Origin of the sequence: Escherichia sp. MOD1-EC6475 (assembly GCF_003046645.1) — a bacterium.
Classification (GTDB): domain Bacteria; phylum Pseudomonadota; class Gammaproteobacteria; order Enterobacterales; family Enterobacteriaceae; genus Escherichia; species Escherichia ruysiae.
The window spans coordinates 41,159-65,155 of record NZ_PZKQ01000053.1; the positions used below are offsets into that span (position 1 = coordinate 41,159).

Consider the following 23,997-nt stretch of genomic DNA (forward strand, 5'->3'; position numbering starts at 1 on the left):
CAACCAGTTAAGAATTATTTAGAATAGTAGCATTTATTATGCAACTTAACGGACTGGCAAAATCATGACAGAGAAAAAAAGAACCCGCTGGCAGCGGCGGCCAGGCACGACGGGCGGCAAATTACCGTGGAATGACTGGCGCAATGCCACGACCTGGCGTAAAGCGACGCAATTATTACTGTTAGCAATCAATATTTATATTGCCGTCACCTTCTGGTACTGGGTGCGCTATTACGAAACAGCAGGTAATACGGCATTTGTCGCCAGGCCGGGAGGCATCGAAGGCTGGCTACCGATTGCCGGTCTGATGAATCTGAAATACAGCCTTGAGACAGGTCAATTACCTTCCGTCCATGCCGCCGCGATGCTGTTGCTGGTCGCTTTTATCATCATCAGTCTGTTGCTGAAAAAAGCCTTTTGTTCATGGCTATGCCCGGTTGGTACGCTTTCTGAATTAATCGGCGAGCTCGGGAAAAAACTGTTTGGTCGGCAATTTGCCCTTCCCCGCTGGCTGGATATTCCTCTGCGCGCAGTGAAATATTTGCTGTTGAGTTTTTTTCTCTATATCGCGTTATTGATGCCCGCTCAGGCGATTCACTATTTTATGCTATCGCCCTACAGCGTGGTGATGGACGTTAAAATGCTCGATTTCTTTCGCCATATGGGAACAGCGACGTTAATCAGCGTGATCGTTTTACTGATTGCCAGCCTGTTTATTCGCCATGCCTGGTGTCGTTATCTCTGCCCATATGGTGCGCTGATGGGACTGGTTTCATTATTTTCGCCGTTTAAGATTCGTCGCAATGCCGAAAGTTGTATCGACTGCGGCAAATGCGCAAATAATTGTCCGTCACGGATACCTGTCGATAAATTAATCCAGGTTAGAACGGTGGAATGTACCGGCTGTATGACCTGCGTCGAGTCATGCCCGGTCGCTTCAACATTAACTTTTTCGCTGCAAAAACCTGCGGCAAATAAAAAGGCCTTTGCGTTGTCTGGCTGGTTAATGACGCTACTGGTTCTGGGGATTATGTTTGCGGTGATTGGTTATGCGATGTATGCGGGTGTATGGCAAAGCCCGGTGCCAGAAGAATTGTATCGACGCTTAATTCCGCAAGCACCAATGATTGGTCATTAAAATAGCAACAAGCGGAACATCACCTCGTGCGGGGTGATGTTCACAAAATCACATTATTTTGATTTTGACGTCATAACCTTCAAGCCCGGTCATTTTCTCCCGCGCAGTAAAGCGAATTTCAGAGACTTCTTTCCCTGTGTTCTTATTCAACTCGGCGATTTTTTGCGCAATAAACTCGGAGATTTCCGTTTCGGCTTGTTTTTTTAGCTCTTCAATATTCACTGTTAACCTCTTCTGGTCTTAAAAGACAGCAACACGCCAGCAAGGTGTTGGTTCCGATCCCCTGGTCAGGTTAGAAATGTTATAAGCCATCTGCATGAAAGATTCAATAATCAGTAGGTTATCGCTCAATATGCGTACAGGGATAAGTGCAAACAGAAGATATAAAAAAGGCTCCGCGAGGGAGCCTGATATTATTTTGTGAAATCCAGCGGCGCATGGTCAGTGCGTATTTGCAAGGCAACGTTATCAAAGGTGATCATCGTCGATTTACAGAAAATACACTTAGCGCCCAAAGGGTTTCGCTCCGTCACATCGAATGCCGATGTGCGGTACTGTGAACCATGACAACATGGACAGCGGAAATGGAGATGTTGAGTAATAACGGCAACCTTAGAGCGTAACAACGTTCGCTGCCGAGGGACCACGCTGCCCCTGCTCAATAGAAAATTCGACTTTCTGATTTTCATTCAGCGTGCGGAATTCATTGCTCTGGATGGCGGTGAAATGAACGAAAACGTCCTTGCTGCCATCATCAGGAGTGATAAAGCCAAAACCTTTATCTGCGTTAAACCATTTTACTAAACCAGTCATTTTATTAGACATATTTTACTTCCTTCATTTTGGGCCTTTCGGCAAACAGGGCTTTATTACAGAAACTACTTAGTGTTCAGGAGAGAGACTCAAAAGAAGGGGATAATGCCTGATAATGAGAACTGCTTTAGTAAACTACTTTGTATGCTGTCTGTCTTTCAAACCGACGCAGCTATTAACGCATGATAAATATGATTAAGCAAATTTTATTTTAGCCGTCCGGCGGTCTTAAATATCGCTGGCTTTATTTTATTAACCCCGTATAGTGCAGCGCAGTATTTTTAGTAAGGAATTTGTTTGTCCCGTAAAATGACAGGAATTGTCAAAACCTTTGATCGCAAAAGCGGCAAAGGATTCATCATCCCCTCCGACGGTCGTAAAGAAGTCCAGGTTCATATTTCCGCATTCAGTCCCCGCGACGCAGAAGTGCTCATCCCAGGATTACGCGTAGAATTTTGCCGCATTAATGGCCTGCGTGGACCAACAGCGGCAAATGTTTATTTATCCTGATGTAAACTACATGCCGGAATGCGCGCTTCATTCACTATTTGCGTAAAATCCGCCAGTGAACACATGCCCTGCGCGTTTCTCTCCTCACATTCTGCCAGTGTCAGTTTTACCTCTCCAGGCGGCGTTTTTAGCGATAGCGGCGTTTTATCACGCATCTGCTGCAAGGTCTGGAATACCAGCGAAACCTGAATCCATTGACTGTTATCACTTAGCCGCCGCCAGCGTTCAAATACCAGTTCACCACCCGGCGGGGTGTTATCCGGTTGGCCCGGCAGCGTCCAGTTAAGCTTCAGTGCGCCGCCGAGATTCGCCAGGTTGGTATCGTGCCCGGCAATAAACAACAGTGAAGTCGGTAGCGTAATTCCATAGATCGATTTTTGCGGGTTGTTTGGCGTCAGCGCCGTCAGAACTAAATCCAACAACGGTGTGGCACGGCTACGAGCCACGTCAGGGGTACGTTGCAGCAAATAAAACTGCGCATTATGCAGACTTAACAAGGTGTTCCACTGATGTGAATCAGTGATTCGTCCCCAGCCAGGCTCCGGCATTCCCTGTGCTTGTTGCAGGAGAAAGATCTCCGTCAGCATGGATGCGAGGCTTACCGCACCTGTTAATGAGACGTTATCAGCACTCACCTTGAGTTCAGAGGGTAATGCCTGCGTAAACGAACAGCTTTCGTCTTGTTTCTCTCGTTTGAGGCACAGACTTGATTGCGGAAAATTGAGTACCCGCTCCAGTTCGTGAAATGCCGTTTGCCGATGATCGGTAAAATCAACGAGAGAGCCGCCTGCCCTGCTGAGAATCGCCTCAGTCACGTTCACTTTATCCAATTGGCAAACACCGGTTTTCAGGGGATTAAATAACGGATCGGGACGGGAAGTGTCTGACTGAGTATGTACGGTTATTGCACAATCGGGAGCCAGCCCGGCAGCAAAGGCTTCACCTGTTTTACGAGTGCGCTCATCGACATCGGCAATAATCTCGACCTGCCCAGCTTTCGGGCAACCATTTTTTGCCAGTAAACCGTCAGCCACCAGGCGTTGGCGTTGGTAATGTCCGAGATAAGAGATCAGCTCACCGCCTCGTGGTGTCAGCCAACCCAGCTTCACCGGCCAGCCAGGCCAGGTGTCTGGAGTAACGTCCTGCATGAGTTGCGTAGATTTGGTGGGTGCTCGCACACCATGACGGCTGACAATCACTACACTTTCCAGCTTCAGTTCCGGCGCCCCCTGAGCAAATGCAGGTAGCGGTGTTAACGGAAGCAAAAGAGAAAAAAAGGGGATCAAAATCGCTTTCATCGCCAGGTTTCCGTTTTTCATGTTTCGCATTATTGCCTGATGCGACGCTGATGCGTCTCATCAGGCCTACGTTCGTTGTGCGTCAAATCAACCTTTCAGACGCTGTTCCAGCCATACCAACACCACGGTGGAGAGTGAACACATCAACAAAATTCCGACGAACCACAATAAATACCACATTGATCATCCCTCCTTAGTACAGCTCACTATCGTGACGGCGAAGAGTTTCAGTTGTCATGCGCCCCCACATTTTGTAGTAGCTCCATACAGTGTAGAGCAACACAATAGGCAAAAATATCAGCACAATTACTAACATAATGCTCAACGTCAGCTGACTGGAGGTGCTGTCCCACAGCGTCAGGCTGGAGATCGGACTGATGCTCGAAGGCATGACAAACGGAAACAGCGTGATACCTGCCGTGAAGATAACGCCAAATTGCATCAATGATGCCAGCAGAAATCCCCAACCGGGGCGACCACGATAAATCGCCATCACCGTCAGTAACGGGCAGAAAAACCCCAGCAGCGGGAAGATCCACAATATCGGCGATTCAACAAAATTATTCATCCAGGCACCGGGCAGTACGGCAACCAGTTTCATTAACGGATTGGACGGGCCGTTAACATCCTGGGCAAGCAATACGAAGCCATCAATACCCACCCACAGCCAGTAGCCAGCCAGCAAAAAGCACAGCATGACCAACAGCGCAGCGCGTTTGGTCGCCAGTTGCGAACGCAGGTGAATAGCACCGACTGTTTTTAGTTGTAACCAGACGCCCCCTTGCAAAATCACCATGCCCAGACTGAGCAAACCACACAGTAATGGGAACGGTGTCAGCAATTGCCAGAAAGAACCGAGGTACTCCACGCGTAATTGCGGCGTGAAGACAAACGGCACGCCAAGTAACAAATTGCCGAACGCGATACCGAAGACCACCGGCGGCACCAGACTACCGATGACCAGACCGGCATCCCACATTTTACGCCAGCGCGCATCGGCGATTTTTCCACGATAATCAAAAGCCAGCGGGCGAAAGAACAGCGAGCACAGCACCAGAATCATCGCCACGTAAAAGCCAGAAAACGCCGCTGCATAGACTCTGGGCCAGGCGGCAAATAATGCCCCGCCCGCAAGAATCAACCAGACCTGGTTGCCTTCCCAGTGCGCACCTACGCTGTTAATCAATACCCGACGTTCATCATCATCACGCGCTACCAGCGGCAGCAGACAGCCAATCCCCATGTCAAATCCATCGGAGATCATAAAGACCACCAGGATGACGCCAATCAGCAGCCACCAGATGAAGCGCAATGTTTCATAATCAAACATGATTCTCTCCTTTACCCCTGTTGCTGCGTCGGTTGTTCACTCTGCATCGCGCTCGGCCCCAGACGGGCATATTTCTGCATCAGGTAGACTTCGGCGATTAAGAACAGGGTATAAAGCCCTACGATCATGATCAGTGAGAAAGCCAGTTGGCCCGTGGTTAATGCGGAGTGCGCGGAGAATGTCGGTAAAATGTCCTGAATCGCCCACGGCTGACGACCAAACTCGGTCATAAACCACCCGGCTTCAATGGCAATCCACGGCAGTGGCAAACTCCAGAGCGCCATTTTCAGCACCCAACGATGCTGGTCGATTTTGCCGCGCAGCGTCTGAACGAGCGCAATCAGCATTACCAGTAACAGCAGCGAACCGCAGCCCACCATGATGCGGAAACTCCAGAACACCGGCGCAACCTGTGGAATAGCGCCACGCATCGCCGCCTGATACTGCGCAGGTGTGACATGATTCATATCCGGCGCATAGCGGGAGAGCAACATGCCGTAACCGAGATCGCTTTCCAGATTACGAAACGCCTGCAGAACATGCGGCTCACGGTTGCCCTGCGAGATCTCCTGCATCAGCAGCCAGGCCATACGTCCGCGTTGCAAGCGTGGATAGGTTTCAGTCATCAAATTTTTCAGCCCCGGAACGGGCTTATCTAATGAGTGAGTGGCGAGGATCCCTAACAGTGCGGGAATTTTGATGGCAAAGGCATTACGTTCTTGATCCTGTTCCGGCCAGGCAACCACATGAAACGGCGCAGGTGCGGGTTCGGTTTGCCACTCCCCTTCCATTGCTGCCAGTTTTACCGGCTGAACGCGTGCGACTTCATAAGCAGAACTGTCTCCAAGTTGCAGCGCGCCGATTATCGCCAGTGTGCCAAAGACCGAGCCAATGGCAAACGAACGTAGCGCAACATCACGCTCCCGTCCGCGCAGTAAATACCAGGCGCTGATCGCCATAATGAACATCGCCCCGGTCACATAACCCGCCATCACCGTATGGACAAACTTCACCTGGCTGACAGGGTTAAAAACCAGATCGCTGAAATTGGTCATCTCCATACGCAGGGTGTCGATATCGAAATGCGCGCCGGTCGGGAACTGCATCCAGCCGTTGGCATTCAAAATCCACAATGCGGAGATATTGGAACCGAATGCCACCAGCCAGGTAACCAGCAGATGCTGGTATTTATTCAGCCGTTGCCAGCCGAAGAAGAACAGACCGACAAAGGTGGATTCGAGGAAGAAGGCCATTAATGCTTCCATCGCCAGCGGTGCGCCAAAAATGTCGCCCACATAGTTGGAATAGAATGACCAGTTAGTACCAAACTGAAACTCCATCGTCAGGCCGGTGGCCACGCCGAGAGCGAAGTTGATACCGAAGAGCTTACCCCAGAAACGCGTCATATCGCGGTAGACTGTTTTGCCGGTGACCACGTAAATGGTTTCCATGATAGCCAGCAAAAAAATCAGCCCCAGGGTAAGGGGCACGAATAAAAAGTGGTACAGCGCGGTCAGTGCAAACTGCCAGCGCGATAAGTCAATAACATCCCACATGCGAACTCCTGTAGGCGAAGAGAGGGAAATAACCCTTTAATAGTAGATCTCCCTTTTTACCCTTACAGTTTGTAGGTGGTTGTATTCGCTGATTGCGATATTCATAAGACTGAAAGCGACATTTGCCGCCGTTTTCACTGTTGCTCGTTTTCCACCAGCCACTGGCACACCTCGCCCAACCGCTGCGCAGAATCCGCCAAATCTTCCGGCGCTGCCAGCACAACTTCCGGTATAGGGCAGATTTCATAACTCTCAAGCAGCGGGCCTTTTAGGGTGTCCGTGCAGCGTAAATGCCAGACATGGCGTAACCCGGTGGCGTTGATATAGCTCTCGCCATAGCCAATAGTGCGAATCTGAATATTCCCCGCCCCGCAAAGGCGCGAGAGAAAAAGTCGGTCAGCCTCGCTGATGGGCAATTGCGTCAGGTTAATACTGTGCGGCTGCGTCTCAGGGTTACGCACATGCGCCAGCAATTCATGAGCCAGCGGCAGTCCGTTCATCAGGCCATCAACAGGCGGCGGTAACAGCGAATCTGTCGGCAAGACGTTTTGCGTTGCCGCCTGCCACAACGGCAGCGGCGCGCAGCCCACCTCCAGTTTGTCCTCCAGCAACTGTTCGCCGCGACGTCTGCGCACTCGCCATAATCCGCAGAAGATCGCCTCCTGAATTTCACTTTCACTGCCATCAACATGTTGGATGCGAACTGACACTTCCCCTTCCCCGAGAAGCGTATTGATAAAGTGGCGATCGTAAGCGTTGAGATTGAACAGATCGACTGCCAGCACCTCACCCAAAGGGGGGATACGTTGACTTAGCTGTTGTTGCAGTTCGTTTAACAGCACAATCACCTGCGGGCTATGTGCACACTGTTCCAGTGCCGCCATGCTCGGTTCATCATTCACCTGGCAGGTGATCGGCAGCGGATTCATACTGAAACTGTCGTCGTCAGGTTGCGTTCCTGGCCCCAGCAAATGGAAAAAAGTGTCACTCATGAGGCACGCTCCTGTTGCGGTTCGACAAGCCCACGCATCAGGTTTATCAGCTCCGCCCACGGGTGAATACCATTCAGCACGCCGCGATAGCTACCGCCGGTAAACACTAGTGTGGCGGGAAAGCGAAAAACACCAAAGCGATCGCCGATGGCTTCGCTCTGTGCAAGATCGGCTACCGCCACCTGCCAAACATAGTCTGGAAATTCGCGCAGTAATTCGCCAATCATTACCGGATTATCGCTGACCTCCGGCGTGCGTTTCGGATCGCTGCTTAACAGCACTACGCCGTCTGGCGCCTGCGATAACCAGTCATCAAGGCTGGATTCTGTGACAGGTGTCCATCCACGCGCCAGCATACGCTGCCACAACGCATTAAAAGGAGAGTCATTGATCATCCCTGCTCCTCCAGCGTCATCCGGTACTGGCGTAAGCGAACGCCTTCATAATTTTCCATCGACAGACAGTCATAGTTGAGACAGCGTGATTCCTCTGCCAGATGCGGCACTATTCCCCACTCAGCCAGTTGCGCCAGCGCCAACTGTTCTGCTGCTGGCAGTTGTTCACGCGCCAGCTCGCTCAGGCTGCCGCCGTAGTCGTCGAGCATTGCCGGTTGCAGCCCGACCAGGGCGATTTGTGCAGGCAAATGCCCACGAATATCCGCCAGCGCCAGCACTTCGGAGAAACTGTTCTGGTGCAGACTCATTTTCTTCGCGCTGAGGTATGCCGGAATGCGCTCTCCGGCATACGTCCGTAGCGTTCCTGGCTCCAGCCCATAATCAATGGCATCGAGGATCAACAAGTGGCTGGCGCTTTCAACGTAGCCCAGCAAATTCAGCCCCTGAGTGCCGCCATCGACAATCTCCACGTTTTCGGGCCAGTGATAATGGGCATATAGCCGTTCCGCCACCCGCACGCCGAAACCTTCATCGGCCCACAGCAGGTTACCCAGCCCCATCACCACCACGCGCTGCTCGCTCATGAACGCTCCTTGTTGCTTTTGACTTTAAAAAACTTGTGGCTGCGGTAGCCGTTCACCATCGTGGAGATCACCGTGTCGTCGGACATAATGTCTTCACGCAGCGCCATATAGACATGACCGATCACAAAAGCGCCAATCAACCACATGCCCAGCCGATGCCAGCTGTGAATGTCCATTGAGTTGCCGCCCGTCCAGTAGAAAAATTCCACCACGTAACGAAACGGTGTGAAGATAGCGTACTGACTGTGTTCGCTGAACAGCGCAAAACCGGTGACGATCATAAAGACAGACATCAGGAAATAGCCGAACATCGCCGCCTGGGCGATGGGGTTATGACCAATATCGGCACTCGGGCGTTTTGCCAGAAACAGATACCAGCGGATTTCATACCACACGCCCAGCCACCAGCTTTTACGCCATACCGGTACGATGAAAAGCTCGCGTGAATAGCGATTACCAACGAACGCCCAGTAAATCCGCATCAGCAATATCACGGTAAAAATCATCCCGGCGCTGAAGTGAATTAACCTGATGTAGCCCATATAGAACAGATACGTCGCCTCGCCGCTGACCGAAGGCAGCGGCTTGCCGATAAAGTAACCGGTGACCATCAACACCGCCATGCATAACACCGTCAGCCAGTGCCATATCCGCACAGGTGCTTCAAAGACATAATGGCTGACAACGTTGTCGCTTTTCTGTTGCATGATGATTCTCCTTCGCTGTTAACGCACCTGCACGGAGATAAGCTCGCTACCGTCGTCGCCCAGCACGTGTGTTGAACAGGCGAGGCACGGGTCAAAGCTGTGCAGAGTACGAAGGATCTCCAGCGGTTGCTCGGGGATCGCCATTTTGGTGTTCATCAGCGCCGCTTCATAAGCGCCAATCTGCCCTTTGGGATCGCGCGGGCTGGCGTTCCAGGTGGTCGGCACCACGCACTGGTAGAGATCAATCTTGCCATCGCGAATGGCGGCCCAGTGACCTAACGCTCCGCGCGGCGCTTCGGTAAAGCCGACGCCACGGCACTCTTTCGGCCAGGTCGCAGGCTCCCATTTTTCGGTAGAGGCAGTGGCAAGATTGCCGTTTTTCAGGTTGGTCATCAGCTTGTCGAAGAAATATTGCAACTTGCCTGCGGCCCACTGCGCTTCATGCGCGCGGCACAGAATGCGGCCTAACGTTGACTGGATGCCAGAAAGCGGCAGGTTCAGCGCCGACATCATGCGATCGACCGACTCAACGGTCGCAGCATCACCTTTGTGGTAGGCGATTAACGTACGCGCCAGCGGCCCCACTTCCATCGCATGACCGCGCCAGCGTGGCGCTTTGATCCACGAGTAACGTTCCTGTTCATTCAGTTGCTGAATGTTGGTATCGCTGCCTTTAACATCGCCAGGGTTGTACCACGGGTCGGTAATACCATCGAAGGGATGACGCCCGACCTGATCGTTGGGATAACGATACCAGGCGTGGTCGACAAACTCCTGCACCTGCTGCGGATCAACCAGATCCACTGGCAGCACATTGTTGAAGTCGCCGTTAATCACCGCGCCGCCAGGCATCAGCAGACTTTTCTCGCCAAAGTCGTTGGCAATATCCGGGAATGCGCCGTAGCTGAGGACACATTTATCAGAAAGACCAGTGCCGATTTCGCTCCACGGTTTGTTGAACTGACCGATGGCTAACGCGTCGGGGATCATCACGTTGTTAATGAAATCCGCCGTGCGGGTGATAATCGACTGCACCAGGTTCAGGCGTTCCATATTGACCGCCCCGACCGCGCCGCTTTCGTCAATGTTAATGGCGCACGGCATCCCGCCGACAATCCAGTTCGGATGTGGGTTTTTACCACCAAAAACAGCGTGAATTTTGACGATCTCCCGCTGGAAATCGAGGGCTTCCAGATAATGAGCAAAGCCCATCAGGTTGGCTTCCGGCGGCAGTTTGTACTGCGGGTGCCCCCAGTAGCCGTTGCGGAAAATCCCCAACTGCCCGCCTTCAACAAATTTCTTCAGTCGGTTTTGTACGTCGAAGAAATAGCCAGGGGATGATTTCGGCCACGAGGAGAGGCTTTGCGCCAGCTCTGACGTTTTCCGTGGGTCGGCTTTCAGCGCATCTAACACATCTATCCAGTCCATCCCGGCGAGCTGATAGAAGTGGACCAGATGGTCGTGGCACCAGAGGGTCGCCAGCATAATGTTGCGGATGATATTGGCGTTGTCCGGCACTTTAATGCCGATGGCGTCCTCAATTGCATAGACTGAAGCCAGAGCATGTACACCAGTGCAGACGCCGCAGATACGTTCAACGAACGCCCACGCATCGCGCGGATCGCGGCCTTGCAGGATGATCTCCAGCCCGCGAAACATAGTGCCGCAGGAAACTGCATTGGTGATCACATTCTGATCGTTAATATTCACTTCGCAGCGCATATGACCTTCGATGCGCGTAATCGGATCGACCACCAGGCGACGTCCGGCATTATTGATGGTATATCCCTGAGTTTCGTACTGAGTGCTCATGCCTGTTTATCCTCGTTGCCCGGCTGTTGTTCGGCTTCTGCAAGTTGTTGGTTATGACGTCTGCGCTGGTCAACGGCGCTGGCGACTGCATGTACACCAACAGCCGCTGCCACGACACCAAGCGCGGTTAAGCCCACGGTATCGGCGGTAGAGTGCGTTCCCATCTGCGGAATATCGACCACGCGACTGTAGAACGAGCCGCGATCCCAGAAGCCATTCTCAGAACAGCCAAGACAGCCGTGACCAGACTGAATCGGGAAGGAAACGCCATCGTTCCAGCGGGTAGAGGAACAGGCGTTATACGTAGTTGGTCCTTTGCAGCCCATTTTGTACAGGCAGTAACCTTTACGCGCGGCGTCATCATCCCAACTCTGCACGAACTCTCCGGCATCAAAGTGGGCGCGGCGATAACATTTATCGTGGATTCGCTGACCATAGAACATTAGCGGACGCCCCATTCTGTCGACATCCGGCAGGCGATCGAACGTCACCATATAGGTAATGATGGCGCTCATCACATCCGGGATCGGCGGGCAGCCAGGAACTTTGATAATAGGTTTGTCGGTAATAACTTTGTCGATGGGTGTTGCCTGCGTAGGATTGGGCCGCGCGGCCTGCACGCAACCCCAGGAAGCGCAGGTTCCCCAGGCGATAATCGCACTGGCTCCGGCGGCGGCACGTTTGAGTTTCTCAATAAACGGTCGACCGCTACTGATACAGAACATCCCCTGCTCGCCCAGCGGCGGGTTACCTTCTACTGCGAGGATATATTTGCCGTTGTATTGCGTGATGATGTCTTCAAAGACTTCCTCTGCCTGAGTGCCTGCGGCAGCCATCAGAGTATCGTCGTAGTCAAGAGAAATAAGGGAAAGAATGACATCCTTCGCCAGCGGATGAGCAGAACGGATAAAAGATTCGGTACAGCAGGTACATTCAAGACCGTGGATCCACACCACTGGAATGCGCGGTTTATTCTCCAGCGCCCAGGCAATCTTTGGTGCCATCCCCGCGCCTAATCCCAGCGACGTGGCAGCCAGACTGCAATATTTAAGAAAACTTCGCCGGGTAACCCCCTGACGTCGCATAGCCTGGTAAAAGGTTTCCTCGTTATTCATATAGCACGTCTCTTCTCCTTGCGACACCGACTGGAGTGCCGGGCGCTTTTGGTCGGCAAGCGACGTCCCTGGAGCAAGGCAAACCATCGCTTCACGAGAGAGACAGAAAACGAAAGCTCATCCTTCTGCACTGGCGCACGTCGCCAGAAAGTATTGTTAATAAAGCGTAGTGAAACTTTTGCACAAAACAATACAGAGTGTGTGGATTTATCTTTTAGCGATAAAAATGAACCTTATTTTCCTTAAGGTTTACCGCAGGAAGGTTATGAAGCGATTTTTATGGCGATGGAATGCGCAAATTGCTGTTATTTCACGCAATCAACACGATTTTGTCTGTTTTTCAGGCAAACAAACACATTGGGGGTTTACACGACGCATCGGGATGTTTATAGTTCGCGTCATTCCGGAAGTGTGGCCGAGCGGTTGAAGGCACCGGTCTTGAAAACCGGCGACCCGAAAGGGTTCCAGAGTTCGAATCTCTGCGCTTCCGCCAAATAAGATAAGGGGTTAGCTAAATGCTAACCCCTTTTTCTTTTACCTGTCAAAATCGCCATGCCGTTATGCCATCCCAATGACTTAATCTGTCTTTGCTAAACCTGTTCCAGATCAAATGCGTAAAGATGGGTAAAACCTCTGGGTAGCTTTCGGCAATATCATTATGCTGCTTTATTAATTACACCTGTCATAGAGAGTGACTCCATGGATCGTATAGTTAGTTCTTCACATGACCGTACATCGCTACTTAGCACCCATAAGGTGCTGCGTAATACCTATTTCTTGCTGAGCCTGACGCTGGCCTTTTCGGCGATTACCGCGACGGCCAGTACGGTTCTGATGCTACCATCTCCGGGTCTGATTCTGACGCTGGTAGGGATGTATGGTTTGATGTTCCTGACCTATAAAACGGCGAATAAGCCGACCGGGATTATCTCCGCGTTCGCCTTTACCGGTTTTCTCGGTTATATCCTCGGACCAATTCTGAACACTTACCTGTCTGCCGGAATGGGTGACGTAATCGCTATGGCGCTGGGCGGCACAGCATTAGTGTTCTTCTGCTGCTCTGCGTATGTGCTGACTACCCGCAAAGACATGTCTTTCCTCGGCGGTATGCTGATGGCAGGTATTGTGGTGGTATTGATTGGAATGGTAGCGAATATCTTCCTGCAGCTACCTGCTCTGCATCTGGCAATCAGTGCGGTATTCATTCTGATCTCTTCTGGCGCGATTCTGTTTGAAACCAGCAACATCATTCATGGCGGTGAAACGAACTACATTCGTGCCACGGTTAGCCTGTATGTGTCGCTGTACAACATCTTCGTTAGCCTGTTGAGCATTCTGGGCTTCGCCAGCCGCGATTAATCTCGCCCTATGCCACTTACAGAGCCTCGCTTTATGCGGGGCTTTGTTTTTTGTTACACTGCCGCCAGTCTGATTAAGGTAGTAAAAAATTATGCTGATCTTCGAAGGTAAAGAGATAGAAACGGATACCGAAGGCTATCTCAAAGAAAGCAGCCAGTGGAGTGAACCGCTGGCGGTGGTGATTGCAGAGAACGAAGGAATTACGCTGTCGCCAGAACACTGGGAAGTGGTGCGTTTTGTGCGTGATTTCTATCTGGAATTCAATACTTCTCCAGCGATTCGTATGCTGGTAAAAGCGATGGCGAATAAGTTTGGCGAAGAAAAAGGTAACAGCCGCTATTTATACCGACTGTTCCCCAAAGGCCCGGCAAAGCAAGCCACCAAAATTGCTGGCCTGCCAAAACCAGTAAAATGTATTTAACGGATACGAAAATCAGTTAATTCCCCTGAGGGATGATGCGGCTCGCTAAGTACCCGTTCCACACGCGCAGAACGCGGGCCGCCACTCTTTAACCACTGCATTAATTTTTCCACCTGTCCTTCTTCACCACACGCGACCACTTCCACGCTGCCATCGTCAAGGTTTTTGGCATAGCCGGTTAATCCCAGTTTTTTCGCTTCATACTGCGTGGTATAGCGAAAGCCTACCCCCTGAACTCGCCCATAGACCCAGGCAATTATGCATACTTTCGACATTACCGCTCTCCTTATCCTTATAGCTGCGTTGCAAATCCATGGAAAACTCCGGACAATGGCGCCCATTTCTTTGCATCGACAGAATAGTAGATTATGAGTGTACGTTTAGTGTTAGCCAAAGGGCGCGAAAAATCATTACTTCGTCGCCATCCGTGGGTCTTTTCCGGAGCCGTTGCCCGTATGGAAGGTAAAGCCAGCCTCGGTGAAACCATCGATATTGTTGATCATCAGGGAAAATGGTTAGCACGCGGCGCTTATTCGCCGGCTTCGCAAATCCGTGCTCGCGTCTGGACTTTCGATCCCTCGGAATCCATCGACATTGCCTTTTTCACCCGACGCTTACAACAGGCGCAAAAGTGGCGCGACTGGCTGGCGAAAAAAGATGGCCTCGATAGCTATCGTTTAATTGCCGGTGAGTCTGATGGCCTGCCAGGTATAACTATCGATCGTTTCGGTAATTTTCTGGTGCTGCAACTGCTGAGTGCTGGCGCAGAGTATCAGCGAGCGGCATTGATCAGCGCCCTGCAAACGCTGTACCCGGAATGTGCGATTTACGATCGCAGCGACGTCGCAGTACGTAAAAAAGAAGGAATGGAGCTGACCCAGGGGCCAGTCACTGGCGAACTGCCACCTGCCCTGCTGCCGATTGAAGAACACGGCATGAAACTGCTGGTGGACATTCAACACGGACACAAAACAGGCTACTACCTGGATCAACGCGACAGCCGTCTGGCAACGCGCCGCTACGTTGAAAATAAACGCGTACTGAACTGTTTCTCCTATACCGGTGGTTTCGCAGTATCGGCATTAATGGGCGGTTGCAGCCATGTTGTCAGCGTCGATACCTCCCAGGAAGCACTGGATATTGCACGGCAGAACGTTGAGCTGAACAAACTGGATCTGAGCAAGGCAGAGTTCGTGCGTGATGACGTCTTTAAATTGCTGCGTACTTATCGCGATCGCGGGGAAAAATTTGACGTTATCGTAATGGACCCGCCGAAGTTTGTTGAGAACAAAAGCCAGTTGATGGGCGCCTGCCGTGGCTATAAAGACATCAACATGCTGGCGATTCAGTTGCTGAATGAGGGCGGTGTTCTCCTGACTTTCTCCTGTTCAGGCCTGATGACCAGCGATTTATTTCAGAAAATCATCGCGGATGCCGCACTTGATGCCGGTCGTGATATACAATTTATAGAGCAGTTCCGTCAGGCTGCCGATCATCCGGTGATCGCTACCTACCCGGAAGGGCTATATCTGAAAGGGTTTGCCTGTCGCGTCATGTAACTTGAAATGTGGAATTTTACCCTTATATCAAAGGTGAAGATTTCCCGGGAGGTGACTATGATTGCCAGCAAATTCGGTATCGGCCAGCAGGTCCGCCATTCCCTGTTAGGTTATCTCGGAGTGGTCGTGGATATCGACCCGGTTTATTCGCTCTCTGAACCGTCGCCTGATGAGCTGGCGGTGAACGATGAGCTTCGCGCCGCTCCGTGGTATCACGTGGTGATGGAGGATGACAACGGCCTACCGGTTCATACCTACCTGGCTGAAGCCCAGCTAAGTAGCGAATTGCAGGATGAACATCCTGAACAGCCATCCATGGATGAGCTGGCGCAGACCATCCGCAAACAACTCCAGGCGCCGCGTCTGCGTAACTAATCCCCATACAAATACCCGGAAGGCAAAAACCTTCCGGGTATTTTTTATTTAGCCAGCCCCAGGCGAGGGATCTCAATTGCCGGACAGCGATCCATAACGACCTGTAAACCGGCGTCGCGCGCCAGTACCGCCGCTTGCTCATTAATCACCCCCAGCTGCATCCATAAGGTTTTTGCCCCAATGGCGATAGCTTCCTGCGCCACGCCCCACGCGGCTTCTGAATTACGAAAAACATCGACCATATCGACTTTTTCCGGAACCTCTGCCAGCGTGCCGTAGCCCTGCTGACCCAGCAGCGTTTTACCGGCGACTTTAGGTGAGACCGGAATGACGTGATAGCCCTGATCAAGCAAGTATTTCATCACGCGATAACTTGGACGGTCGGGTTTATCACTTGCCCCTACCAGCGCAATGGTATGAGTGGACGTTAAAATGGCTGCAATATCGGTCTCTTTCATCATTTCCTCCAGACTATTTATCAAAGTGTACGACAATCCCAACATACCAACCATGCAGCTAATACGAATGAATGAGAGCAAAAGCGGAAAACATGTCTATATGTTAGTAAGTATGATTAAAGAAAAATTTTGATACATTATTATTCAGGCGGTCATTAGACAGGAGCTATCTATGAAAACCGGCATTTTGACCACCTTGATTGCATTATGTTTGCCGGTATCCGTTTTTGCCACCACGCTACGACTGTCCAGCGATATTGATCTTCTGGTACTCGACGGCAAGAAGGTTTCAAGCTCTTTGCTGCGCGGTGCGGACAGCATTGAACTGGATAATGGACCGCATCAGTTAGTGTTTCGCGTCGAGAAAACTATCCATCTTTCCAGTAGTGAAGAACGGCTTTATATCTCCCCGCCGCTGGTGGTGAGTTTTAATACCCAGCTCATTAGCCAGGTGAACTTTCGCCTGCCACGCCTGGAGAATGAACGGGAAGCCGATCATTTCGACACAACGCCGCGCCTTGAATTGTTAGATGGCGATGCGACGCCGATTCCGGTAAAGCTGGATATTCTGGCTATTACTTCAACCGCAAAAACGATTGATTATGAAGTCGAGGTCGAGCGTTATAACAAATCCGCGAAACGCGCTTCTCTACCGCAATTTGCCACCATGATGGCAGATGACAGTACACTGCTTTCTGGTGTTTCCGAACTGGATGCTATTCCGCCACAGTCCCAGGTGCTCACTGAACAACGGTTGAAGTATTGGTTTAAACTGGCAGATCCGCAAACGCGCAATAACTTCCTGCAATGGGCGGAAAAACAACCATCTTCCTGAGATTTTTGTGCCTGTGCGCAGGCTTTTTCGGTCTTTATCTTGCAGCGATAAGTGCTTACAGTAATCTGTAGGAAAGTTAACTATGGATGTAAATTATGGAACTGACGACTCGCACTTTACCAGCGCGGAAACATATTGCGCTGGTGGCACACGATCACTGTAAACAAATGCTCATGAGCTGGGTGGAACGGCATCAACCATTACTGGAACAGCACGAGCTTTATGCGACGGGCACCACGGGTAACTTAATTTCCCGCGCTACCGGTATGAATGTTAACGCCATGTTGAGCGGCCCAATGGGCGGTGACCAGCAGGTGGGCGCATTGATTTCGGAAGGGAAAATTGATGTGCTGATTTTCTTCTGGGACCCACTAAATGCCGTGCCGCACGATCCTGACGTAAAAGCGTTGCTGCGTCTGGCGACGGTGTGGAACATTCCGGTCGCCACCAACGTGGCAACGGCTGATTTCATTATCCAGTCGCCGCATTTCAACGACGCGGTAGATATCCTGATCCCCGATTATCAGCGTTATCTCGCGGATCGCCTGAAATAATATTGCACAGGTGGCAAACGCCACCTGTTTCTTACGGTTTTCTCGCCACCGGCACATCCAGATTTTTCAATATTTCCACAAAGGGTGAAGGATTGTTTTTGTTGAACAGCGCCCATACCCGATGTCGTGCGCGGGTCAACGCAACGTACATTAACCGTCGTTCTTCGGCGTCCGGGAAATCCTCAGCCGGTGGCAGTAGCGCCTCTTCCATAATCGACTCACGTGCCACGGCCGGGAAGCCATCACTCCCCTCCTGCAAGCCAACAATAATCACGTAATCCGCCTGTTGCCCTTTGCTGGCATGAATAGTCATAAAATCGATTTGCAACTTCGGCCAGCGCGTTGCCGCTTTTTCCAGGCTGGCGGGCTTCATGTGGTGGTAACGCGCCAGAACCAGGATGCGCTCTTCCGGTTTAGCGTAACCAGAGAGCTTATCCAGCAACGCATCAAGCTGGCTCTCATCCAATAACGTGACGGCCTTTTTATCGCCAGCGATTAAACTATTTAGCGGCTTTTTCAACTGGCTCGGGTTCTGCTGAATAAACCGATTAGCCACCTCACCGATACGACTGTTAAAACGGTAAGTCGTGTCTAAATCACAGCGATCGCCGTCACCAAAGTTTTCATGGAAAGCCGTGGTGAGCGACATTTGTGCACCGCTGAAGCGATAAATCGCCTGCCAGTCATCGCCAACGGCAAACAACGTCGTCTGACTGTTTTGCTTGCGTAATGCCGCTAACAACGCTGCGCGCTGCGGCGAGATATCCTGAAACTCATCAACCAGAATATGTTTCCACGGGCTGATAAAGCGACCTTTCTCAAGGAGAGCAATCGCCTGATGAATAAGGCCAGAAAAATCGACGGCGTTTTCTGCTTTCAGCGCACCTTTCCAGGCTTTCAGCAATGGAGCCATTAACTTGATTCGTTTGCTGAACAGATCACGGATTTCTTCGGGCGTGCTGGCAATCATTTCTGCCTGTGCACCGCCGTGCATCCGCATCAGACTTACCCAGCGATCGAGGCGAGAGGCAAGACGACGCTGTAATTTTTCATCATCCCAGAAGTTACCTTCTGGCACTGACCACTGCATTTCTTCCGTCAGCCATTGCCGCCAACCCTTCGCCTGCGCTTTCTTCTCGCTGCATTGCTTACGCCACTCAGCAATAAAGAGTTCATGCCGGGCAGCGGTGTCATTTTCCAGTTTGCTGACTGTGGGTACTTTTTTGCTACATTGCTGAATAATATGCAGCGCCAGTGAATGAAACGTGCGTGCGGTAATGTCTTCGGTATGCAGCCGTTCGCGAATACGCTCGTCCATCTCTTCAGCGGCTTTGCGACCAAACGCCAGCAATAAAATTTGCTCAGGGGACGCTTCACCACGCGCCAGCAACCAGCCTGCACGCGCTACCAGCACCGACGTTTTACCGCTTCCTGCGCCTGCCAGCACTAACAGGGAATGTTCGCCATTAACGACTGCCCGAGCCTGTGCCGGATTAAGTGGTGAAGATTCAACCTGACGGAAAAAATCCGCATACTCGTTAAGCATGGCTTCGGTATACGCCTGATTATGCTGCAACCGAGCGCCTTCAATATCTTTCAACCAGGCCTGACATTTGCGCCACGCCTCACGGCAGTTATCGAATTCTTCCAGTCGATTGACCGGCAACGGCAACGCCGACAAAGCCTGGCGGATTTGTTGCTGCGCGCCAGAAGTTTGCTCCCGCGTCAGCCATTTATTATCGTTGGTGCGCGCGGCAATAAGATCCAATTGCTGCTGTAATACACCAGCCGCAATTTCGCTCATCTCTTCGCTCCAGCACCGCCAGAGAGCATCAAGATGACGGTGAAAACGCTGCGTCTCACCCCATTCGGTGCCGTGCAGACGCACTACTTTTTCATCAGACAGTACAAATTCCAGTTCACCCCATACCAGACCGCGTTTACAGTGAATCGCCAGTAATTGATTGAAAGGAATGAGATATTCGTGACGATCGCCGGAGACTTTTATCCCGGCATTGAGGATCACCGCCCGATCGTAAGGGTGCTGTGCCAGACGTTTGCCAAGAGTTGTCGCTTTCAGTTCCATGACTCTGTAGATCCACACGATGTTATTTCTTATCAGTGTAACCGTCAGAGAAAACGTGCTCCAGCCCAAAAAAACGTTACAATTGCCGCCCATTACTGAAAACCACAGTAAAGCGAGGTTTTATGCGTACCGTTTTGAACATTCTGAACTTTGTGCTTGGCGGATTTGCCACCACTCTGGGCTGGCTGTTGGCGACCCTGGTCAGTATTGTGCTGATTTTTACCTTACCGCTGACACGATCCTGCTGGGAGATCACCAAACTGTCTCTGGTGCCTTATGGCAATGAGGCCATTCATGTCGATGAACTGAATCCGGCAGGTAAAAATGTGCTGCTGAATACTGGCGGTACGGTACTGAATATTTTCTGGCTGATTTTCTTTGGCTGGTGGTTATGCCTGATGCACATTGCGACAGGTATCGCACAATGCATTTCCATCATTGGCATTCCAGTTGGCATTGCAAACTTTAAAATTGCCGCTATTGCACTGTGGCCGGTCGGTCGCCGCGTGGTTTCTGTGGAAACAGCTCGTGCTGCGCGTGAAGCCAATGCGCGACGTCGTTTTGAATAACCTAACATTATGGCTTTTATGCTAAGTCCTTTGCTCAAACGCTATACCTGGAACAGCGCCTGGCTGTATTACGCGCGTATTTTTATTGCGCTTTGTGGTACTACTGCATTTCCGTGGTGGCTGGGTGATGTAAAACTGACGATTCCGCTGACCCTGGGGATGGTGGCAGCGGCGCTGACCGATCTCGACGACCGACTGGCTGGGCGTCTGCGTAACCTTATCATTACGCTATTCTGCTTTTTTATCGCCTCGGCCTCGGTAGAATTGCTGTTTCCCTGGCCCTGGCTGTTTGCCATTGGCTTAACGCTCTCCACCAGCGGTTTCATTTTGCTCGGCGGCCTGGGTCAACGCTATGCAACAATCGCTTTTGGCGCGTTGCTGATCGCTATCTACACCATGTTGGGAACGTCTCTGTATGAGCACTGGTATCAGCAGCCGATGTATCTGCTTGCCGGTGCCGTCTGGTACAACGTCCTGACGCTTATCGGTCACCTACTGTTCCCTGTCCGCCCATTGCAGGACAATCTGGCGCGTTGCTATGAACAACTGGCGCGTTATCTGGAACTGAAATCACGCATGTTCGATCCCGATATAGAGGATGAAAGCCAGGCACCGCTGTACGATTTGGCTCTCGCCAACGGGCAACTGATGGCGACACTGAATCAGACGAAACTCTCGTTGCTGACTCGTTTACGCGGCGATCGTGGTCAGCGGGGAACACGTCGCACATTGCATTACTACTTTGTGGCGCAGGATATCCACGAGCGTGCCAGCTCTTCCCATATTCAGTATCAAACGTTGCGGGAACATTTTCGCCACAGTGACGTGCTGTTCCGTTTCCAGCGACTGATGTCAATGCAGGGACAGGCCTGCCAGCAACTGTCACGCTGTATTTTGCTGCGTCAGCCTTATCAACACGATCCACATTTTGATCGCGCTTTTACGCATATTGATGCTGCGCTGGAGCGAATGCGCGATAACGGCGCACCCGCCGATTTACTCAAAACACTGGGATTTTTGCTGAACAATTTACGTGCCATTGATGCCCAACTGGCAACAATTGAATCAGAACAGGCTCAGGCGCTGCCCCATAATAATGACGAAAATGAACTCGCAGATGACAGCCCGCATGGGTTGAGCGATATCTGGCTGCGTCTTAGCCGTCACTTCACGCCGGAATCCGCCCTCTTCCGTCATGCGGTAAGAATGTCACTTGTCTTGTGCTTCGGCTACGCCATCATTCAGATAACCGGGATGCATCACGGGTATTGGATCTTGCTGACAAGTTTATTTGTCTGCCAGCCAAACTATAACGCCACGCGCCACCGCCTGAAGTTAAGGATTATTGGTACGCTGGTGGGTATTGCGATTGGCATTCCTGTGCTGTGGTTTGTGCCGTCACTGGAAGGGCAACTGGTGCTGCTGGTCATTACCGGTGTTCTATTTTTTGCCTTCCGTAACGTGCAATACGCTCATGCAACAATGTTCATTACGCTTCTGGTGCTACTGTGCTTTAACTTGCTGGGTGAAGGTTTTGAAGTGGCATTGCCTCGCGTAATCGATACGCTGATCGGATGTGCCATTGCATGGGCAGCGGTAAGTTACATCTGGCCAGACTGGCGGTTTCGTAATCTGCCCCGAATGCTTGAGCGCGCAACCGATGCTAACTGCCGTTATCTCGATGCTATTCTCGAACAATACCACCAGGGGCGCGATAACCGTCTGGCATATCGTATTGCTCGTCGCGATGCACACAATCGTGATGCAGAGCTGGCGTCGGTGGTGTCGAATATGTCCAGCGAACCGAATGTCACACCGCAAATTCGCGAGGACGCGTTCCGGTTACTGTGCCTTAACCATACGTTTACCAGTTACATTTCTGCCCTCGGTGCACACCGTGAGCAGTTAACTAACCCTGAAATTCTGGCGTTTCTTGATGACGCAGTTTGCTATGTGGATGACGCGCTACATCATCAACCAGCCGATGAAGAACGCGTCAATCAGGCATTAGCTGACCTGAAACAACAGATGCAGCAACTTGAACCACGGGCAGACAGCAAAGAACCTCTGGTTGTACAGCAAGTCGGATTATTGATTGCATTACTACCAGAAATTGGTCGTCTGCAGCGCAGAATTACTCAAGTTCCGCAGGAAACTCCTGTTTCGGCGTAATTGAATCTGCCCATTCTGCAAGCTCCTGGCGGCGTGCCACCGGGAGCGCAGCTTCATGAATACCGAGAATTGCGCCTTCAAGCATAAATAAGATTTTTTCTGTCACCAGACTGTTCTGTTGCCGCAGTCGCAACCAACACATTTTCGCCCCAAGAATACGTAACGCCCGTACATCCTTAATCCCCACTTCCCCAAGAATAGCCTCAAGATGGTAAGACATATTGGGTAAATCTTTCAGCCGTTGCCGGATATTGCGCGTACTTTTCTCTTTAAGCGCAGCGTCCAGAGAATATTTCGACAGGCGCACCAGCTTTTGTTGATTTCGCCATAGGCTTTCATCGACCCGGTAGTAATTGAGGGTAACAAACCGCCCACACTTTTTATATGTCAGCCATACTGGCGGATGTTTTACACAGTATTGTGCACTTTGTTCACAAGCCCGAAGATACAACTCGCCATCAGAAACCATTGCAAATACCGTGTCATCAACGGTCAGACTGTAACTACCAAACAATGATCGATATTCAATGGTGCCCAGCGTAGCCAGGTATTCTTGTGACTTATAGATCCGCTTATAAGAGAAGCTTTTCATAAAATTCCTTTTAAAATCATAATATAAAAGAATGATTCACATTAACGGATCCGTTAAATACGAAAATAGGCAACTTATTATCAAGGGGCAAGATTAATTTAAGTTTTCAGGTCACCAACGACAAAATTTGCGAGGCTCTTTCCGAAATTAGGGTTGATCTTTGTTGCCACCGGATGTACTGTATATTCATACAGTAACTCACAGGGCTGGATTGATTATGTACACTTCAGGCTATGCACATCGTTCTTCGTTGTTCTCATCCGCAGCAAACAAAATTGCGCGTGTCTCCACGGAAAACACAACAGCCGGGCTAATTAGTGAAGTTGTCTATCGCGAAGATCAGCCCATGATGACGCAACTGCTGCTTTTGCCATTGTTGCAGCAACTCGGCCAGCAATCACGTTGGCAACTATGGTTAACACCAAAACAAAAACTGAGTCGTGAATGGGTTCAGGCTGCTGGACTACCTTTAACGAAAGTGATGCAGATAAACCAGCTTTCCCCTTGCCATACAGTGGAATCAATGGTTCGCGCTTTACGCACGGGAAATTACAGCGTGGTGATCGGTTGGTTAACAGATGATCTGACAGAAGAAGAACATGCAGAGCTTGTGGATGCCGCTAATGAAGGTAACGCAATGGGGTTTATTATGCGTCCAGTGAGCACATCCTCTCACGCCACGAGACAACTTTCCGGGGTAAAGATTCACTCTAATTTGTATCATTAAGTAAATTTAGGATTAATCCTGGAACTTTTTTTATCGCCCG

The 23,997-nt window shown here is 51.0% G+C and carries 29 protein-coding genes, 1 tRNA gene and 1 pseudogene; 12 read left to right on the top strand and 19 right to left on the bottom strand.

Translation table 11 applies throughout. From position 1 onward, the window contains the following. Positions 1-64: 64 nt before the first annotated feature. The gene (locus A7589_RS17210; RefSeq protein WP_000136745.1) at positions 65-1,138 is read left to right on the top strand and encodes a 4Fe-4S binding protein; all 1,074 of its coding nucleotides are present in this window, start codon (positions 65-67) and stop codon (positions 1,136-1,138) included. Positions 1,139-1,186: 48 nt separating this feature from the next. Here A7589_RS17210 and A7589_RS17215 read toward each other — a convergent pair whose 3' ends face one another. From A7589_RS17215 to cspG, 5 genes and pseudogenes are all read right to left on the bottom strand, one after another. Further along, the gene (locus tag A7589_RS17215) at positions 1,187-1,360 is read right to left on the bottom strand and encodes a GnsA/GnsB family addiction module toxin (RefSeq protein ID WP_001019202.1); all 174 of its coding nucleotides are present in this window, start codon (positions 1,358-1,360) and stop codon (positions 1,187-1,189) included. Next, positions 1,350-1,400, bottom strand: a complete 51-nt coding sequence (locus A7589_RS23600; protein ID WP_135486412.1) for a hypothetical protein — start codon at positions 1,398-1,400, stop codon at positions 1,350-1,352. Before A7589_RS23600 ends, A7589_RS17215 begins: the two co-directional genes overlap by 11 nt. Further along, positions 1,379-1,577, bottom strand: a pseudogene (locus A7589_RS23085) (protein YmcE). The gene A7589_RS23600 and the pseudogene A7589_RS23085 overlap by 22 nt, the downstream one beginning before the upstream one ends. Continuing rightward, positions 1,552-1,740, bottom strand: coding sequence for a cold shock small protein YmcF (ymcF, locus tag A7589_RS17230; protein ID WP_071524879.1), 189 nt, complete (start codon positions 1,738-1,740; stop codon positions 1,552-1,554). The pseudogene A7589_RS23085 and the gene ymcF overlap by 26 nt, the downstream one beginning before the upstream one ends. Positions 1,741-1,750: 10 nt before the next feature. Then, a complete protein-coding gene (cspG, locus tag A7589_RS17235) occupies positions 1,751-1,963 on the bottom strand; it encodes a cold shock protein CspG (protein ID WP_000066493.1) in 213 nt (70 codons plus the stop codon). A 285-nt stretch (positions 1,964-2,248) separates the two neighbouring features. On the opposite strand from cspG, the gene cspH reads away from it, so the two are divergent. After that, positions 2,249-2,461: a cold shock-like protein CspH gene (gene cspH / locus A7589_RS17240; RefSeq protein WP_000087759.1), complete on the top strand. Its 213-nt coding sequence runs from the start codon at positions 2,249-2,251 to the stop codon at positions 2,459-2,461. Here the strand turns inward: cspH and A7589_RS17245 are convergent. The 10 genes from A7589_RS17245 to hyaA form a co-directional block, all read right to left on the bottom strand. Next, positions 2,449-3,759: an AppA family phytase/histidine-type acid phosphatase gene (locus A7589_RS17245; protein WP_024191095.1), complete on the bottom strand. Its 1,311-nt coding sequence runs from the start codon at positions 3,757-3,759 to the stop codon at positions 2,449-2,451. The genes cspH and A7589_RS17245 overlap by 13 nt on opposite strands. Before the next feature lie 87 nt (positions 3,760-3,846). Continuing rightward, on the bottom strand, positions 3,847-3,939 hold the full coding sequence (cbdX, locus tag A7589_RS17250) for a cytochrome bd-II oxidase subunit CbdX (RefSeq protein WP_000270308.1): 93 nt from the start codon (positions 3,937-3,939) through the stop codon (positions 3,847-3,849). 13 nt (positions 3,940-3,952) lie between these two features. Beyond that, complete coding sequence (appB, locus tag A7589_RS17255) at positions 3,953-5,089, bottom strand: cytochrome d ubiquinol oxidase subunit II (RefSeq protein ID WP_000460782.1); 1,137 nt, start codon at positions 5,087-5,089, stop codon at positions 3,953-3,955. A gap of 11 nt (positions 5,090-5,100) precedes the next feature. Then, entirely contained in the window at positions 5,101-6,645 is a 1,545-nt protein-coding gene (gene appC, locus A7589_RS17260) for a cytochrome bd-II oxidase subunit 1 (protein ID WP_000263589.1), read from the bottom strand. 134 nt (positions 6,646-6,779) lie between these two features. After that, positions 6,780-7,637, bottom strand: a complete 858-nt coding sequence (locus tag A7589_RS17265) for a hydrogenase expression/formation protein (RefSeq protein ID WP_001285386.1) — start codon at positions 7,635-7,637, stop codon at positions 6,780-6,782. Then, positions 7,634-8,032 carry a hydrogenase-1 operon protein HyaE gene (gene hyaE / locus A7589_RS17270; RefSeq protein ID WP_000606444.1) on the bottom strand — a complete coding sequence of 133 codons (399 nt, stop codon included), beginning with the start codon at positions 8,030-8,032 and terminating at the stop codon, positions 7,634-7,636. The genes A7589_RS17265 and hyaE overlap by 4 nt, the downstream gene beginning before the upstream one ends. Next, positions 8,029-8,616: a hydrogenase 1 maturation protease gene (gene hyaD / locus A7589_RS17275; protein ID WP_000003649.1), complete on the bottom strand. Its 588-nt coding sequence runs from the start codon at positions 8,614-8,616 to the stop codon at positions 8,029-8,031. The genes hyaE and hyaD overlap by 4 nt, the downstream gene beginning before the upstream one ends. Next, a complete protein-coding gene (gene hyaC / locus A7589_RS17280) occupies positions 8,613-9,323 on the bottom strand; it encodes a Ni/Fe-hydrogenase b-type cytochrome subunit (RefSeq protein WP_001186409.1) in 711 nt (236 codons plus the stop codon). The genes hyaD and hyaC overlap by 4 nt, the downstream gene beginning before the upstream one ends. An 18-nt stretch (positions 9,324-9,341) precedes the next feature. Beyond that, a complete protein-coding gene (gene hyaB, locus A7589_RS17285) occupies positions 9,342-11,135 on the bottom strand; it encodes a Ni/Fe-hydrogenase large subunit (RefSeq protein WP_000107374.1) in 1,794 nt (597 codons plus the stop codon). Next, the gene (gene hyaA, locus A7589_RS17290; RefSeq protein WP_010344442.1) at positions 11,132-12,250 is read right to left on the bottom strand and encodes a hydrogenase 1 small subunit; all 1,119 of its coding nucleotides are present in this window, start codon (positions 12,248-12,250) and stop codon (positions 11,132-11,134) included. Before hyaA ends, hyaB begins: the two co-directional genes overlap by 4 nt. Before the next feature lie 405 nt (positions 12,251-12,655). Between hyaA and A7589_RS17300 the strand changes: the two genes are divergently transcribed. The 3 genes from A7589_RS17300 to tusE all read left to right on the top strand — a co-directional run bounded on the left by A7589_RS17300 (position 12,656) and on the right by tusE (position 14,030). Next, positions 12,656-12,743: transfer RNA gene (locus A7589_RS17300), tRNA-Ser, on the top strand. A 206-nt stretch (positions 12,744-12,949) separates the two neighbouring features. Next, complete coding sequence (yccA, locus tag A7589_RS17305) at positions 12,950-13,609, top strand: FtsH protease modulator YccA (RefSeq protein WP_000375136.1); 660 nt, start codon at positions 12,950-12,952, stop codon at positions 13,607-13,609. A 91-nt stretch (positions 13,610-13,700) separates the two neighbouring features. Beyond that, complete coding sequence (tusE, locus tag A7589_RS17310) at positions 13,701-14,030, top strand: sulfurtransferase TusE (protein WP_000904443.1); 330 nt, start codon at positions 13,701-13,703, stop codon at positions 14,028-14,030. Here tusE and yccX read toward each other — a convergent pair. Then, positions 14,027-14,305: an acylphosphatase gene (gene yccX / locus A7589_RS17315; RefSeq protein ID WP_000048236.1), complete on the bottom strand. Its 279-nt coding sequence runs from the start codon at positions 14,303-14,305 to the stop codon at positions 14,027-14,029. The genes tusE and yccX overlap by 4 nt on opposite strands. 93 nt (positions 14,306-14,398) lie before the next feature. Between yccX and rlmI the strand changes: the two genes are divergently transcribed. Further along, positions 14,399-15,589: a 23S rRNA (cytosine(1962)-C(5))-methyltransferase RlmI gene (rlmI, locus tag A7589_RS17320; RefSeq protein WP_000116310.1), complete on the top strand. Its 1,191-nt coding sequence runs from the start codon at positions 14,399-14,401 to the stop codon at positions 15,587-15,589. A gap of 57 nt (positions 15,590-15,646) precedes the next feature. Continuing rightward, a complete protein-coding gene (gene hspQ / locus A7589_RS17325) occupies positions 15,647-15,964 on the top strand; it encodes a heat shock protein HspQ (protein WP_001295356.1) in 318 nt (105 codons plus the stop codon). A gap of 44 nt (positions 15,965-16,008) precedes the next feature. On the opposite strand, the gene A7589_RS17330 is transcribed toward hspQ, so the two are convergent. Beyond that, complete coding sequence (locus tag A7589_RS17330) at positions 16,009-16,422, bottom strand: CoA-binding protein (RefSeq protein WP_010348869.1); 414 nt, start codon at positions 16,420-16,422, stop codon at positions 16,009-16,011. A gap of 172 nt (positions 16,423-16,594) precedes the next feature. Here A7589_RS17330 and A7589_RS17335 point away from each other — a divergent pair, with 172 nt between their 5' ends. Together A7589_RS17335 and mgsA are read left to right on the top strand one after the other, a co-directional pair. Beyond that, the gene (locus A7589_RS17335) at positions 16,595-17,257 is read left to right on the top strand and encodes a DUF2057 family protein (RefSeq protein ID WP_000847774.1); all 663 of its coding nucleotides are present in this window, start codon (positions 16,595-16,597) and stop codon (positions 17,255-17,257) included. 95 nt (positions 17,258-17,352) lie between these two features. Beyond that, positions 17,353-17,811, top strand: coding sequence for a methylglyoxal synthase (gene mgsA / locus A7589_RS17340; RefSeq protein WP_000424179.1), 459 nt, complete (start codon positions 17,353-17,355; stop codon positions 17,809-17,811). Between the two features lie 31 nt (positions 17,812-17,842). Here the strand turns inward: mgsA and helD are convergent, their stop codons facing one another. After that, positions 17,843-19,897 (bottom strand): DNA helicase IV, encoded by a 2,055-nt coding sequence (gene helD, locus A7589_RS17345; protein ID WP_010355454.1) that lies wholly within the window; start codon positions 19,895-19,897, stop codon positions 17,843-17,845. 122 nt (positions 19,898-20,019) lie between these two features. Here helD and A7589_RS17350 point away from each other — a divergent pair, with 122 nt between their 5' ends. Beyond that, positions 20,020-20,466, top strand: coding sequence for a YccF domain-containing protein (locus A7589_RS17350; RefSeq protein ID WP_001261238.1), 447 nt, complete (start codon positions 20,020-20,022; stop codon positions 20,464-20,466). A gap of 9 nt (positions 20,467-20,475) precedes the next feature. Continuing rightward, complete coding sequence (yccS, locus tag A7589_RS17355; protein ID WP_000875031.1) at positions 20,476-22,638, top strand: YccS family putative transporter; 2,163 nt, start codon at positions 20,476-20,478, stop codon at positions 22,636-22,638. Here yccS and sxy read toward each other — a convergent pair. After that, positions 22,601-23,230, bottom strand: coding sequence for a CRP-S regulon transcriptional coactivator Sxy (gene sxy, locus A7589_RS17360; RefSeq protein ID WP_108188932.1), 630 nt, complete (start codon positions 23,228-23,230; stop codon positions 22,601-22,603). The genes yccS and sxy overlap by 38 nt on opposite strands. Positions 23,231-23,447: 217 nt before the next feature. Between sxy and sulA the strand changes: the two genes are divergently transcribed. Then, a complete protein-coding gene (gene sulA / locus A7589_RS17365) occupies positions 23,448-23,957 on the top strand; it encodes an SOS-induced cell division inhibitor SulA (RefSeq protein WP_000288696.1) in 510 nt (169 codons plus the stop codon). Positions 23,958-23,997: the final 40 nt, after the last annotated feature.

Coding starts and splice junctions, on each gene's coding strand:
- mgsA (WP_000424179.1), top strand. CDS start 17,353: ATGGAACTGACGACTCGCACTTTACCAGCGCGGAAACATATTGCGCTG.
- hyaB (WP_000107374.1), bottom strand. CDS start 11,135: ATGAGCACTCAGTACGAAACTCAGGGATATACCATCAATAATGCCGGA.
- cspG (WP_000066493.1), bottom strand. CDS start 1,963: ATGTCTAATAAAATGACTGGTTTAGTAAAATGGTTTAACGCAGATAAA.
- helD (WP_010355454.1), bottom strand. CDS start 19,897: ATGGAACTGAAAGCGACAACTCTTGGCAAACGTCTGGCACAGCACCCT.
- appC (WP_000263589.1), bottom strand. CDS start 6,645: ATGTGGGATGTTATTGACTTATCGCGCTGGCAGTTTGCACTGACCGCG.
- yccX (WP_000048236.1), bottom strand. CDS start 14,305: ATGTCGAAAGTATGCATAATTGCCTGGGTCTATGGGCGAGTTCAGGGG.
- A7589_RS17210 (WP_000136745.1), top strand. CDS start 65: ATGACAGAGAAAAAAAGAACCCGCTGGCAGCGGCGGCCAGGCACGACG.
- hyaA (WP_010344442.1), bottom strand. CDS start 12,250: ATGAATAACGAGGAAACCTTTTACCAGGCTATGCGACGTCAGGGGGTT.
- hyaC (WP_001186409.1), bottom strand. CDS start 9,323: ATGCAACAGAAAAGCGACAACGTTGTCAGCCATTATGTCTTTGAAGCA.
- A7589_RS17265 (WP_001285386.1), bottom strand. CDS start 7,637: ATGAGTGACACTTTTTTCCATTTGCTGGGGCCAGGAACGCAACCTGAC.
- rlmI (WP_000116310.1), top strand. CDS start 14,399: ATGAGTGTACGTTTAGTGTTAGCCAAAGGGCGCGAAAAATCATTACTT.
- yccA (WP_000375136.1), top strand. CDS start 12,950: ATGGATCGTATAGTTAGTTCTTCACATGACCGTACATCGCTACTTAGC.
- yccS (WP_000875031.1), top strand. CDS start 20,476: ATGGCTTTTATGCTAAGTCCTTTGCTCAAACGCTATACCTGGAACAGC.
- appB (WP_000460782.1), bottom strand. CDS start 5,089: ATGTTTGATTATGAAACATTGCGCTTCATCTGGTGGCTGCTGATTGGC.
- tusE (WP_000904443.1), top strand. CDS start 13,701: ATGCTGATCTTCGAAGGTAAAGAGATAGAAACGGATACCGAAGGCTAT.
- hspQ (WP_001295356.1), top strand. CDS start 15,647: ATGATTGCCAGCAAATTCGGTATCGGCCAGCAGGTCCGCCATTCCCTG.
- sxy (WP_108188932.1), bottom strand. CDS start 23,230: ATGAAAAGCTTCTCTTATAAGCGGATCTATAAGTCACAAGAATACCTG.
- hyaD (WP_000003649.1), bottom strand. CDS start 8,616: ATGAGCGAGCAGCGCGTGGTGGTGATGGGGCTGGGTAACCTGCTGTGG.
- A7589_RS17245 (WP_024191095.1), bottom strand. CDS start 3,759: ATGAAAGCGATTTTGATCCCCTTTTTTTCTCTTTTGCTTCCGTTAACA.
- A7589_RS17330 (WP_010348869.1), bottom strand. CDS start 16,422: ATGAAAGAGACCGATATTGCAGCCATTTTAACGTCCACTCATACCATT.
- hyaE (WP_000606444.1), bottom strand. CDS start 8,032: ATGATCAATGACTCTCCTTTTAATGCGTTGTGGCAGCGTATGCTGGCG.
- cbdX (WP_000270308.1), bottom strand. CDS start 3,939: ATGTGGTATTTATTGTGGTTCGTCGGAATTTTGTTGATGTGTTCACTC.
- A7589_RS17350 (WP_001261238.1), top strand. CDS start 20,020: ATGCGTACCGTTTTGAACATTCTGAACTTTGTGCTTGGCGGATTTGCC.
- sulA (WP_000288696.1), top strand. CDS start 23,448: ATGTACACTTCAGGCTATGCACATCGTTCTTCGTTGTTCTCATCCGCA.
- A7589_RS17335 (WP_000847774.1), top strand. CDS start 16,595: ATGAAAACCGGCATTTTGACCACCTTGATTGCATTATGTTTGCCGGTA.